This window comes from Allocoleopsis sp. (genome assembly GCF_036703385.1).
Classification (GTDB): Bacteria; Cyanobacteriota; Cyanobacteriia; order Cyanobacteriales; family Coleofasciculaceae; genus Allocoleopsis.
The window spans coordinates 1-13,370 of sequence record NZ_DATNPA010000760.1 but is presented as its reverse complement, the minus strand read 5'-3'; the positions used below and the strand labels follow the sequence as shown (position 1 = coordinate 13,370).

The following is a 13,370-nucleotide window of genomic DNA, read 5'->3' as shown; positions in this document are numbered from 1 at the left end:
AAATCGTACTCCCTCGCAAATCCAAAATCGCACCTCCTGAAGTTGGAGATGTGAATCCACGTTTGAATGAGCATCAGGATTTTAAGTCATCTTGAAGATATAGCGGTTAGCATTCAGCTATCAGCTATCGGCTATCAGCTTTTTTGCTTGCATTGCTGAGCCTAGGTTTCACGCTTGTGTCCTGTACCTCATTCAATAGACCTCTTGCATAAATCCTGGAATGCCCCCTAAATCCCCCAAGTCTGGGGGACTTTGAATGTATTCTCCCCCAAAGTTTGGAAATTGGGGGACAAAAATCAACTTTTGCAAGAGACATTCATGAGCGTACCGCTCACACTCCAGGATGAAAGGAGACTTTCAAAACAGGTCTAATTGAGAAGCGCTATAATCCACAAGGCTACTTCCCAATGCAGAAGCGACTAAAAATGCGGTCAAGTACAGATTCAGTCACTTCCTCACCTGTGATTTCTCCTAGTGCTTGAATGGCACCTCGCAAATCAATCGTCCAGAAGTCTAGGGGTAATTGTTGAGAAATCGTTTCTTGCACTTGTTGAAGTGATGTTTTCGCTTGAGTTAATGCAGCGGATTGGCGTTGGTTAATCGCTATATCCAGATTGGCAGCTTTCAGGTTGCCCGTATGAATTGCCTCAAGAATGGCTGTTTCCAAGTCTTCAATTCCTTGGTTCTGAGCCGCCGCTGTAAGGATTTTGGATTTTAGATTGTGGATTTTGGATTGAAGGGTGTTCTTTTGTTCTTCTTCGACTAGGTCAATTTTGTTAATGACCAGAATTATAGGGCGATGTTGTACTTGCTGGTAAATTTCTTGGTCAGCTTCTGTCCATCCCGCTGAAGCGTCAATTGTCAGCAAGACTAAATCAGCTGCTTGAGCTGCACGATGCGATCGCTCTACACCAATTTTCTCCACTTGGTCAACAGTTTCCCGAATTCCTGCCGTATCCAGCACTTGCACGGGTATCCCCCCAACCACTAATTGCGACTCCACAACATCGCGGGTTGTGCCAGGTAAGTCAGTGACAATCGCGCGATCGCTACGACTCCATGCATTCAACAAACTCGATTTCCCGACATTCGGACGCCCAACAATGGCAACTTTTAACCCAGTACGCAGAAGTTCTCCCCGATCAGCAGTGGCGAGGATATGGGTGACTTCTGCCAATACCTGCTCGAGTTGAGCGACAACGGCGGCTTCATCCAGAGGCGGCAAATCCTCTTCAAAATCAATTCGCGCTTCAATCTCTGCCAAAATATCCAAACAGGTGCTTCGCAGTTGGCGAATGGGGACGGCTAACTTTCCCTGCAACCCCGCCAAGGCTGCTTGAGCCGCAGCAGGCGATCGCGAACCCACTAAATCGCCAATACTTTCTGCTTGGGTTAAATCCAAACGTCCATTTAAAAATGCCCGTAGGGTAAACTCTCCTGCCTGTGCCAACCTTGCACCCTGCTCAATGCACAACTGCAACACTTGTTGTACGGGCATAATCCCGCCGTGGCAATGGAACTCCACCACATCTTCACGAGTGTAAGAGCGGGGGGCTTGCATCATCAGGAGTAAGGCTTCATCCACTACCTGTTTTGTCTGGGGATGGCGCACATAGCCGTAGAGGATGCGATGCGTTTCCCAAACCTGATGCCCTGGTGCGTGGAATAGGGTATAAGCGATCGCGATCGCATCTTGACCCGACATCCGCACAATACCCACACTTCCCTGTTGTGGGACAACCGCCGTTGCGATCGCGGCAATGGTTTCGCCTTGCACAATCCTCTGGGACATCTCGCTCCTTATAGCCTCACCTATCCCAGCCTATCAAGGAGATTAGAGGATGCGATCTAGTTGATTGTTCCCAATCCCTATGAATGCCTGGGTTGATTTCCACAAGTCAGGCAAGCGTCCATTAACATAATTAAAGGTTTACCACAATAGACACATCCCCCTTGTGGGGAATCACTGACTTGCTCTTGAGGTAGTTCCCGACACTTCAGGCATCCGAAAAACTCATCCAGACTTTTGACAGCCAAACACTTACATTCCGGGCAGTGTTTAACTTTCCATGTAACATTGAGCATTGATTCAACGCAGATGGTGAACAAGTAGCTCATCCAAAATCCAGCCCTGACCTATGCACTGCTTCAAGTACTCATGAAGTTGCCAGAGTTAAGTCCCTAAAGGCGGAGCGTGAAGTGAGCCAACAACCAGTCTGGCACAAGTTCTGTCATCTGTCCTTAGTTAGATATTTGATTTAGAGTGGAAAATTGCTTGGAAACTCAGTTTCTGGACATTGGCAAATTTGAGCATTGAAAATTTGAGCATTGATTCTGGTGCGATCGCTTGCCTCAACATTAGGCAATTGAGGAGGAGCCGAAGCAAACGAGCCACACCCGGTAATTTAGGGCTGAGAAGCTCATCTTAGCCCGATGCGTGTGACTGTGTGTTTAATGTCATGATTTATCTTCCAATTGAGCTTGCACCTGAGTTATTAGACTGAGCGAGACATCAAAGAATTATTAAAATAGGAATAAAACCGGAATGGCATGGCAGCAAAAAAATCACAGAAGCCACAAAAACCCAAAGCAGCACCTGCGGCTACAAAGCCAACGCTGATCGCACTCAAGCCGCTAAAGAGACCAGAGGAAACGCAGCCAGAGTCTTCAACAGAGGTAGTTGAGCCGCCCGCACCAGTTGAGCCGCCCGCGCCAGTTGAGCCACCCGTGTCAGTTGAGCCGTCCGCGCCAGTTGAGCCGCCCGCGCCAGTTGAGCCACCAACGCCAGTTGTAGAGCCAACAAAAGCGCTCAAACCCATGAAACCTATCAAACGCATCAAACCATCACCTGTGTCAGGCGAAGAGGAATACTCTTCTCTGCCAGAAAACAGCAATGCCATTTTTCAAGCGGTAGGGCTCATCGTTGGGGAAGTCAATTTTTCTGAAAAAAAGGCACATGTAACGCTCGCTGATAAAACCTATCCTCTGTACTATGCCTCATCCCACAAAAAAGCCTATGAAGCGCTCAAAATACACATAAAAAAAACGGGTCAGTCCCAGCAGCGCTTGATTGTCTATCCCAGAGTGATGCACTTTCCTAAGAAAGAACAGCCCTACCTAATGGCTTTTCAGCTCATTGGTTTCCACAGCGATCGCTCTGCAAATGAATCTCCCAAACCCGAGCAGGACAGTTCGACTATAGATCAGGAATTGCAGGATTTCGAGTTTAAACTTTCTGGATTATGGCAATTCATCCCGGTATGTCAAATACCATGTATCACTGTCATGAAAAATTTCACTTCAGAGCGCCTTGACCACATCAAGGAGGCTTCTGTAGAAGAAAAGGTTCGATTTATGAAAGCCAGTCACCTCCCTGTTCTTTGGCGTGATGCTCCAGTCAGGCCTTTTCGCTTCAATCCAAAATTGGATAAAGAACAACAAGGTCAGGCATCCTTTGTAGAAATCAAGGTAAGGTTTCTACCGGACAGGGATGTCTTTGAGTTTTGTGAGTTGCGCTCGCGACCGTCCCAGACTCCCCCGAAATTCCTGAAAGCTGGCAAAAAGGACAAGGCAGAAGCATTGCGAAATCAACGACAACGGGGATAACGAAACCTGAACAGGGCGCTTAACTAGTTGAAGATGAATTAGCTAACAGGCGTTCAACCTAATTCGTAATTAAGTAATGACGACTTAATATTTGAGTGCCCATCAAGAGTATCAATGCAGGATTGTCATCTCTTTGTCATTGGGTCGTCATATTCATTGACTAGATTGGCTGATAAGCAAACATGAGTGTCATGCGTTGCACCTCAAACCCTGTAAATGTTCTCTCAGTTTCTACAGAGAGGACATTTTTTTAGAGGAAACTCCATTCACCAAAAAGAGTCTTACTCGCACTCTGGAGTTCTGAGAGCTTATCATCGGACTGCTGACTGTAGAGTTCTGCAACCTTGCGAGTCATGGCGGATGCCCGTTGTGCGATCGCTTCTGCCATATTCAACATCACAATGGAAGTGGCAGCATCGCCTTTATGCAGACGCTGGCGCAAGACTTCAAAGGATATCGCCAATGCCCGTATCTGTGTAAGCGCCATAACATTGGCGGAATTCGGCTCACCGCTGAAGAAGCTGATTTCTCCAAGTATAGTCGGTGCTGTGATTTTAGATAAGTCCCTTTCTCCTGTAGGAGTGTCGAGAAACACTCGAACATCACCTTCGAGAACAAAAAAAATCTGGTTTCCCTGGGAGTTTTGTTGCAAAATCCGTTGACCGGCAGGAATCGTTACTTTTTCACAGGCACTGACGAAGTTTTCCAACTGAGTCTGATTGAGATATTGAAAGGCTCGGAATTGCTTGTAACCCATACGACTACTCCCACCCTAGTTGAACTGGCGCTCAAAACATATATTGTATTGTCATCAAAAGTTGCGATCACCTAATCTTCCTGAACTGCTAGAAGTATATGTCTGCTTAGGAGGCGGCGAGAGTGCCAAAAAAAAGCTAGAGTCGTAATTACGGCTCCAGCTTAGTCGATGAGAAGTGAATTTTTACCTAACGGCTGTTCTGATTAGCGGGTGTAGTGTTAGTGCTACGCTGCCCATCACGCTGTAGATAACCTTGTACATTACTAACGGCTCGTCTGGCGTAAGGATTATTAGGACGTAACTGAAGCGCCTGTTGGAAGTAATTCAAAGCAGTTTGGTAGTCTCTTTGCTGGGTTGCGCTATATCCAGCTCTCATCAACTGAACGAAACTAGCCGTTTGACCCGTTCCAGTTCCACCAGCGCCCGTTTGACCTGTTCCGGTTTGACCTGTTCCACCGGTGCCCATGCCACCAGTGCCCATGCCACCTGTACCGGTTTGACCTGTTCCACCAGTACCCATACCACCAGCACCCATGCCACCCGTACCGGTTTGACCTGTTCCGGCTCCACCAGTGCCCGTTTGACCTGTTCCGGCTCCGCCAGTGCCCGTACCACCAGTGCCCGTTTGACCTGTTCCAGTTCCACCAGTGCCCGTACCACCCGTGCCGGTTTGACCTGTTCCAGCCCCACCAGCACCTGTGTCACCAGTACCCGTGCCACCTGTACCGGTTTGACCTGTTCCAGCCCCACCAGCACCTGTGTCACCAGCACCCGTGTCACCCGTACCGGTTTGGCCTGTTCCAGTTCCACCAGTGCCCGTGCCACCAGCACCTGTGCCACTAGTACCTGCCTGAGCTAATAATTGCCTACTTCCCTCAGTCGTTTCAGCACGGGGAGTGCGATTATTGAGAGAGCCTTCAAAGCTACTAGAGTTAGAATTGATCAGTGCTAACGCTGGAAAACTTAGGAAGACACTGGTACTAGCAACGCCCATCAGCGCCACAAGCTTTGTGATTGAATTTTTATGATTCTGTGCGCTCATTGTTCTGTCTTGAGGATAAGGCTGAAGTATTGTGTTCTTTCAAATTTTGTTGGTTAAAAACTTTGAAGTTAAATTAGCTACATCAATTGGAAATCTAATCTAAAGAGATATTGATAGAAGCTTGTGTTTAAGGTTACCTCTGTTAGATTTTAGATTTGTATAGCTAAAGAGCGGTTTACTATTAAGTTAGTCGGTATAGCTAGCTACTCAAGTAACTTGGCTGAATGGGCTGGGAATGGAGTGAGGTCGGCGTTAGCGTCAGCCCATTACCTCTACATGATCGCTGACGTTTGCGTTAGGCTAATTCGATGCCAATGTGTTGTTGTGCGCTTACTTGCAAGGCTTGGGCACTTACGGGTCACGAAAAGCGATCGCCACTTCATCGATGAAGAGTAGTACAAATGGCTTAAATCGCTCAATATTTGAGCAGTGTTTACATTTTCTAGACTGATGTTATCTGGTACTTGCGCCCCCTGAAATGAGTAACGCCCAGCCCCACAACATCGAACCTTCAAAAAGCTGGCAGACTGATGGTGTCGCCGTTCATCCTTATCCAAATCTTCTCCAAGGGGTGGCTCAAGCCACGAACCAACTGTTAACAACCGGTGACTTGGCAACCGCAATCAACGAGACCTTAGCCACTCTAGCGCAAGTTACCCATGTAGATCGAGTCTATATTTTTGAGATTCATCCCCATCCAGAGACGGGTGAGCCTGCTATGAGCCAGCGGTTTGAGTGGGCACGGGAAACCGTGACGGCTGAAATCGATAATCATCAGTTGCAGAGCCTCACCTTTGCCGCTGTTGGTATGAGCCGATGGTATGAAGCACTGTTTGCAGGACACTCTTGTCATGGATTAGTGCGAGACTTATCTTTGCCAGAACGGCAATTGTTGGAACCGCAGGGAATTTTGTCTATTTTGGTTGTCCCAATTCCTGTTAACGGCAAAGTTTGGGGCTTCATTGGCTTTGATGACTGCCATTCGGAGCGTCAATGGTCACAGGATGAGTCCGCCGTTTTGATGACAATGGCGATCACAATTGGCTCCTGTATTGCTCACCGACAGACCATTGATGCGTTGCAACAAAGCCAGTTACGCTTGGAACAAATCGCTGCCAACGTACCGGGGATGATTTTCCAATTCCTGCAACGTTCCGATGGTTCTCGTTCAGTTCTTTATGCCAGTTCGGGTTGCCGAGAACTATATGAGTTAGAGCCAGAAGCGATTCAAGCTGACTTCCAGGTGCTTTCCAATTTAATTCATCCTGACGACCGTGAGGCTTATGAACAGTCGGTTGCGGCTTCTGCGGCTATGGGTGAGTCTTGGAACTGGGAAGGTCGAGTTGTGACGCCATCAGGGAAACTGAAGTGGATTCAAGGTACCTCCCGTTTAGAGCAACAGAGAAACGGGGATTTGCTCTGGGATGGTGTGCTGGTAGATATTACAGACCGCAAGCAAGCGGAGGAGAGTTTAAGGGCAAGCGAAGGGCGTCTACAGAGTTTTTTTGAGGCTACGTTTGAAGCTGTAATTATTCATGATCGCGGCATAGTCCTCGATATCAACTATGCTGCCGAGGCACTGTTTGGCTACTCAAGATCTGAGGTGATTAACCAATCCGCGCTGAAGATTACCGCTCCCTGTTCGCGAGATGTAATTCAAACTAAAGCTCAATTCCCTTCAGATCAACCCTTGGAAGTCGTGGGACTCAAAAAAGATGGTACGACGTTTATCGCAGAACTCTCTGGGAAAAGCATTATTTATCAGGGACGACGTGCCCGCGTGGTGGGGGTTCGGGATATTACCGCTCGTAAGCAAGCCGAAGATGCTTTACGTCAAAGTGAAGCGAGAAATCGTGCTTTTCTCCATGCGATTCCCGATTTAATCTTTCGCTTAAATCGAGATGGTATTTATCTGGACTGCCACGCGGAAAATGCGAATGACTTAGTGGTACCTGCTAGTGAATTGATTGGGAAAAAGGTAGAGGACATTTTACCAACACCCCTTGCCGAGGTGATTAGGCAGCTCATGGCAAAAGTCCTCTCGCGTCGCACCATCCAAACTTTAGAGTACGATTTGCCGATCAATGGAAACCCGCGTTACTGGGAAGCACGGATTGTTGTGTGTGGGGAAGACGAAGTATTGGTGATTGTACGCGACATCACCGATCGCAAGCTTGCAGAGGAAGAGCGTCTGCTGAATGCTGAACGCGATCACTTATTGGGACAAATAGCTTTGCGGATTCGGCAATCCCTCGATCTGGAGCGCATTCTTCAGACAACTGTTGCAGAAGTCCGACAGTTTTTGGAATGCGATCGCGTTTTCATGACTCACTTTGATAAACGATTACAGGGTAACATTAGCGCTGAATCGGTGGCACCGAAGTGGGGTTCAGTTTTAGAAGTGTTGCGGGGTAATTCGGTTTATATCGGAGAACTGAAAGCGCTTTTTGAATCGGTTGATCTTGAGGCGCTCGACGATACCACTCAGGCTAATATTTCCCTCTTACGGGCGCAGTACTTTGCTCAATATCAGGTCAAAGCGTCCTTGGCTGTGCCCATTATACTCAGTGATAAGAAGTTGTTTGGGGTCATGGTTGCCCACCAATGCGATCGCACTCGTCACTGGCAGCCCTTTGAAATAGACTTACTTAGAGCACTCTCCACCCAAGTTGCGATCGCTGTTCAGCAATCTCAACTTTACGAACAAGTACAGGCACTCAATACCAACTTAGAACGCCAAGTAGAAGAGCGTACCCAAGAACTGAAACAGAAATACACCGAGCTGCAAGAGCTACATCGGCTCAAGGATATCTTTCTACACGCGGTTTCTCACGACTTACGAACACCTGTTCTGGGTTGGTTGATGGTACTCAATAACTTGCTCAGGAGTCAGGAGTCAGAAGCGTTGAAAGTTAGCAAGTTGAATGTTGAAGGTTCACCTGCCAACCTGCAACCTTCTAACCTGCAACCTTCTAACCTGCAACCTTTAATCCCCGTTTCTCGGTCTATTCTAGAGCGGATGATGCAAAGTAGCGATCGCCAACTGCGTCTGATTAACTCACTTTTAGAGGTTCATGCTAGCGAAGTAGCGGGAGTTGCTTTGCAGCGCGAACCCATACAACTGGGTGAACTCGTGCGAATCTTGGTTGAAGATTTCGAGCCACTGGTGGCGAAAAATCAGGCAACTCTCATTAATCAAATTCCTGCCGAATTGCCGCTGATTAGTGCCGATGCTGGACAGCTCAGGCGAGTCTTTGAAAACCTGCTGAATAATGCCTTAAACCATAACCAACCTGGAATCAGGATAACCTTAGATACCCAACTTGAAGACAAGATGATTTGCTGCACTGTGACGGATAATGGTGCTGGCATGACTCAAGACATGTGCGATCGCTTATTTCAACTTTACTTCCGGGGTAAAGATACCCCAAGCTTATCTCAGGAACATCGTCCCTACACAGGCTTGGGTTTGGGGCTGTATCTTTGCCGCCAAATTATTACAGCTCATGGCGGTGAAATCGGTGTTAAAAGTCGGTTGGAAGAGGGTACAACGTTCTGGTTTACTTTATCCACAAATTAGGACTTCACACTCTATTTGTAGGGTGTGTTAGCGTAGCGTAACGCACCATGACTCCTCAATTAATGAACATGAAAAATACTATCTTCAGAGTTGCGCTATGCAGCTTCTTATTGACTGGGTTAACCACTGTACCTAGCAACGGGACTACGGAATCTAGCAATAATTTAAGGCTTCAATGCACAAAGTCTCGTTCCCCATCTCCCCTTACTTCAGCAAAACAGAGCAATATAGATGGCAAAAAAAGTCTACAAAAAATTCGTGATGATAACGCTCAAGTAGAAAAGCTTGCTTCTGGTTTTGAGTTTATCGAGGGGCCTGTTTGGCACCCGCAAGGCTTCCTCCTCTTTAGTGATATTCCTGCCAATACTATCTATCAATGGACACCGAATAAAAAATCAAATATATTTCGCCGCCCTTCGGGAAATGCCAATGGCAACACACTGGATAGACAGGGACGCTTGATTACAGCAGAGCATAGTAATCGTCGCGTATCTCGCAAAGAAAAAGACGGCAAAATTGTCACCCTCGCGAGTCAGTATGAAGGTAAGCGGCTCAATAGCCCGAATGACCTCGTAGTCAAATCAGATGGTAGTATCTACTTCACGGACCCCACTTATGGGATTAAGCCTGAGCAGAAGGACCTGGGCTTTTCTGGTGTCTATCGGCTGGCACCGGATGGGAAGCTAACCTTGCTGGTGAAAGATTTTGTTGCTCCGAATGGTATTGCCTTTTCACCGGATGAGAAAAAACTGTATGTGAATGATTCGGAACAAAATCAGATGCGTATCTTTGATGTAAAGCCGAACGGTACCCTAGAAAACGGACGGATTTTTGCAGAACTGAAAGACCCTAGTAAACAGGGAGTCCCTGATGGGATGAAGGTAGATAAACAGGGGAATATTTACAGCACTGGGCCAGGGGGTGTGTGGGTTTTCTCACCCGCAGGTAATTTGTTGGGTAAGATTGAAGTGCCTGAGACGGCGGCTAACCTTGCCTGGGGTGAGCGAGATGGCAAAACTCTCTACATTACGGCAAGCAAGAGTCTGTATCGTATCCGCCTCAAAATCCCAGGTGTGCGATCGGGCTATTGACCGAGAGAAATTTGGTCACAAGCCCCCGAATTTAAACGCGAGACAACAAACAAATTTTTTCCTTATTTCAAGCCACCGGATTCATCCGTGGGGACAATCCAAAATCCAAAATCCAAAATCCAATGACCGCTCCCTTCAGCAGGACGCGGAAGGGAGCGGTAGTCGGGATAATTAAGCGTTTGGCAGTTGCTGAGGCTGCTGAGCTCCAATTTGTCCTTGCGAAGTTCTTCTTACCCAAGGCGTAAACCGATTAGGATGAACACATTCAGCACCATTTAGTTGGTCTTTAAGGTTACTGGCGAAGAGTTCAAACATCTCAACCAGAGCTTGGCGATCGGTTAAGCAACCTTGAAGGGCAATAAGTTGTTCAAGAGTCCAATTATACAGCTGGGTATCTCCCTGTTCAATACGAAAATATAGCTGACTCTCAAACTGTCCTAAACGGGCGTAGAAGTTCTCCACCTCAGCTTTGATTGATTGCATATCGATGTAGAACTGCTGTTTTTTGATATCTGATAAAATCGTCGTTTTGAGATTCTCCGTGAAGTTTTGGTTAATCTCATTCTTAACGAGCGTAGATACTTCATTGCGGAAGTTGACAATTTTATTGTCTAAGTTGACATTGATGCGATTATCTATCTCGCTGACGACATTATTAACGACTAACTGAACATTGTTATTGGTAGATTGGTTAACGAAGGACTTGATGCGTTGATCGAAATCAGCCTCAATCTGGTTGATTACCAAATTCTTAATCGCTTGGTTTTGATTAGCGATTTTGATGTTAACGACCGCATCAATACGCTTATCAATGTTGCTTTGGATCTGCTGAACCACTTGAGTAGTAATGTCTTGGGTTTGATTGACAATTTTGATGTTAACTGCATTGTCAATCCGTTCCTCAATGTAGCTTTGCATTTGCTGAATCACGAGATTCTTGACATCCTGGGTGTGATCAGAAATTTTCAGGGTGACGACGTTATCAATACGCTGATCGATGTCAAATTGTATCTGCTGAGTTACTTGATTGCTGATCTGTTGAGATTGATTAGCAATTAAGACATTAACCACATTCTCAATGCGCTGGTCAATATCATCTGATATTTGGTTAATGACTTGAGTGTTAATCTGTTGAGAGGAATTAGCAATTTTGACATTAACGACGTTTTCAATGCGCTGCTCCAGTTCTGTTTGCATTTGCTGAACGACTGAAGTCTTAATTTCTTGAGCTTGATTAGTGATTTTCAGATTAACGACAGACTCAACACGCTCATTGAGTTCTGTTTGGATCTGTTGAATCACTAAGTTTTTAATGTCTTGGGTTTGTTCAGTAATCGTCAGATTAACCTGGTCACTAACTATTCTGGGAATTCTGGTAATAAACAGGTCATTGAGATTTTTATTAAAGTAACTAGACCAACCTTGGAAGCTTTGGTTAAAATTGACCTCCGTTTGTTGTATGAGAGTCTTCATCATGAACTCAAGCCGTGCTACCTGCATGGCAAGTGTTTTAGCTTGGCTTTGATAGCCTTTGAGTATCGATTTTTCAAGACCTTCCCAGTAGGCTTGTTTATTTTCGTCTTTTTGATCCGTTATGCTTATTGAGCTTTCGAGCCTGGGTACCAGATCTTGCCACATTCGCTCCATCTGCTCTTGGTCAAAAGTGAAGCGGAAATCATTCTCACCCCTGACGCTACCTCCTCCACTACTACTGCTAGTGAAGCTACCTCCTCCACTAGCAAAACCTTTTCCTCCAGTGCTAGTTCCACCACCAGTGCTTACAACAGTGACATCCACATTACCGCCTGTCCCTACTGTTACTGGGGGTTCCTCCAGCTCTTCATACTCTTTGGTTACTTCAGCCTCACTCACTGTGTTAATCTCTAGAACAACTTGTCCTTTGTTATCTTCTTTGTAGGTATCAAAGAAAAATCCTAAAATAGTGGTTTTTTCTTTGACTTCTAAAATGAATTCGTCTTGTAATCCATTGAGCGAACACCACGTTTCTGCAACTTCAAGACCAGTAAGATTAGAAACAAATTTTCCATCTTTAATCCATAGCAAAGCCCAAGGTTCTAATTGGAACTTCTGCTCGGAAGACCAGTATGTAGCGTTGCTTTCACGAATCTTTATCTTATAATTTCCTGGCTCCAATTCAACAAAATTGGAATTTGGTTGCTTCAGTTGAGATAGAATTTTTTCATCAAGAACATAACAATTTTGCTTACTGCTAACTGTTATAGTTTGAGGGTTGAAAGATGGTTTGTTGCTGCTAATTAAAAGGTTAACAGTTCCTTTGTTATCATTATTATTTAAATCAAAGAACAAAGCACAGATAACAGCTTTCTCTTTGACTTCCAACTGTAACTTCTTGTTATATCCGTTTAAAGTTGTCCAAGTTGCTCCTGTTTCAGTACCTGTGTTTTTATTGATAAATGTACTACCATCTACCCCATATATCCACAGTACAACCAAAGGTTCGCCTTCAGTTTGGCTTTCAGCATAACTATAGCGACCACTGGTTATTTTTATATCAAAAGTCCCTTTCTCCAAAGTAAAAGAGCTAGCAACATTTTGTTGCAGGTGGTTCATTTGGTTAGCGTCAATAACGTAACAACTGTTTTTGGTGTCAATGGTTAAAAGTGTCATGATGTCTCCTGAATAGTGTTGCTATTTTGACAAGTTTTAGCTTGGACTACCAACTATTGAGCAGGACATTCTAGTAGAGGCGCTTTCTTGCAAGGGAGTTTGGAGAGTCGTCTTTGTCTCCCCGAACATGAGCGATCGCCTCTGCGCAAGGAGCATCCTTACCTCTGTTCCCTCCCCCCTAGCTGTCCCGGCTTTGGCTGATAACCTGTGGTGAAATGCACCGACGTTATCTTACATATTGGATAAGTATGCCACATTTAAAAAAAAACATATCCTCAGGAAGATGTTTTTTTTTCGATCTTTTCTACGTCTTGATCACATCTTTTGTAACAATCTTGAAAGCCTTGTTTCACAAGGCTTTCAAGAAGCATAATTGCCGCCAGTCTTGACAAAGTACCACACGTTTTCGTTGATAAAAGCTTTGATTTATTGAGAATCGCCCGTTGAATCTGTTCAAATTGCTCAATAGCTAAAATTTCGATTCAAGCGTACACATCAATAAGGTGTCTGAGCTTTAGATTTCACTGAACATAGCCATTACTCTATAGCGGTAGCTGTCGTTATGGGTGATATGAAACTTAGCGAGTTAGTGATTCACGTCAATGACATAATGCATGATGCGTAATCACCCTTAAATCTGTCAAT

Annotated in this window: 7 protein-coding genes; 3 read left to right on the top strand and 4 right to left on the bottom strand. The window is 45.5% G+C overall.

Annotated features, from left to right (window positions below; genetic code table 11):
- Positions 1-397: 397 nt before the first annotated feature.
- Positions 398-1,792: a tRNA uridine-5-carboxymethylaminomethyl(34) synthesis GTPase MnmE gene (gene mnmE, locus V6C93_RS35610; protein ID WP_333481428.1), complete on the bottom strand. Its 1,395-nt coding sequence runs from the start codon at positions 1,790-1,792 to the stop codon at positions 398-400.
- A 758-nt stretch (positions 1,793-2,550) separates the two neighbouring features.
- On the opposite strand from mnmE, the gene V6C93_RS35605 reads away from it, so the two are divergent.
- Positions 2,551-3,606 carry a hypothetical protein gene (locus V6C93_RS35605; protein WP_333481427.1) on the top strand — a complete coding sequence of 352 codons (1,056 nt, stop codon included), beginning with the start codon at positions 2,551-2,553 and terminating at the stop codon, positions 3,604-3,606.
- 250 nt (positions 3,607-3,856) lie between these two features.
- Here the strand turns inward: V6C93_RS35605 and V6C93_RS35600 are convergent, their stop codons facing one another.
- Complete coding sequence (locus V6C93_RS35600) at positions 3,857-4,363, bottom strand: cyclic nucleotide-binding domain-containing protein (RefSeq protein WP_333481426.1); 507 nt, start codon at positions 4,361-4,363, stop codon at positions 3,857-3,859.
- Positions 4,364-4,550: 187 nt separating this feature from the next.
- Positions 4,551-5,405 carry a hypothetical protein gene (locus V6C93_RS35595; protein ID WP_333481425.1) on the bottom strand — a complete coding sequence of 285 codons (855 nt, stop codon included), beginning with the start codon at positions 5,403-5,405 and terminating at the stop codon, positions 4,551-4,553.
- Positions 5,406-5,883: 478 nt separating this feature from the next.
- Here V6C93_RS35595 and V6C93_RS35590 point away from each other — a divergent pair, with 478 nt between their 5' ends.
- Both V6C93_RS35590 and V6C93_RS35585 read left to right on the top strand, forming a co-directional pair.
- A complete protein-coding gene (locus V6C93_RS35590; RefSeq protein ID WP_333481424.1) occupies positions 5,884-8,985 on the top strand; it encodes a PAS domain S-box protein in 3,102 nt (1,033 codons plus the stop codon).
- Positions 8,986-9,032: 47 nt separating this feature from the next.
- Positions 9,033-10,076 (top strand): SMP-30/gluconolactonase/LRE family protein, encoded by a 1,044-nt coding sequence (locus V6C93_RS35585; RefSeq protein WP_333481423.1) that lies wholly within the window; start codon positions 9,033-9,035, stop codon positions 10,074-10,076.
- 171 nt (positions 10,077-10,247) lie between these two features.
- Here V6C93_RS35585 and V6C93_RS35580 read toward each other — a convergent pair whose 3' ends face one another.
- Positions 10,248-12,725 (bottom strand): hypothetical protein, encoded by a 2,478-nt coding sequence (locus V6C93_RS35580; RefSeq protein WP_333481422.1) that lies wholly within the window; start codon positions 12,723-12,725, stop codon positions 10,248-10,250.
- Between the last annotated feature and the right edge of the window lie 645 nt (positions 12,726-13,370).

What these genes read in the sequence shown, in the direction of transcription:
- V6C93_RS35605 (WP_333481427.1), top strand. Translation starts at nt 2,551, where the DNA reads ATGGCAGCAAAAAAATCACAGAAGCCACAAAAACCCAAAGCAGCACCT.
- V6C93_RS35600 (WP_333481426.1), bottom strand. Translation starts at nt 4,363, where the DNA reads ATGGGTTACAAGCAATTCCGAGCCTTTCAATATCTCAATCAGACTCAG.
- V6C93_RS35595 (WP_333481425.1), bottom strand. Translation starts at nt 5,405, where the DNA reads ATGAGCGCACAGAATCATAAAAATTCAATCACAAAGCTTGTGGCGCTG.
- V6C93_RS35585 (WP_333481423.1), top strand. Translation starts at nt 9,033, where the DNA reads ATGACTCCTCAATTAATGAACATGAAAAATACTATCTTCAGAGTTGCG.
- V6C93_RS35590 (WP_333481424.1), top strand. Translation starts at nt 5,884, where the DNA reads ATGAGTAACGCCCAGCCCCACAACATCGAACCTTCAAAAAGCTGGCAG.
- V6C93_RS35580 (WP_333481422.1), bottom strand. Translation starts at nt 12,725, where the DNA reads ATGACACTTTTAACCATTGACACCAAAAACAGTTGTTACGTTATTGAC.
- mnmE (WP_333481428.1), bottom strand. Translation starts at nt 1,792, where the DNA reads ATGTCCCAGAGGATTGTGCAAGGCGAAACCATTGCCGCGATCGCAACG.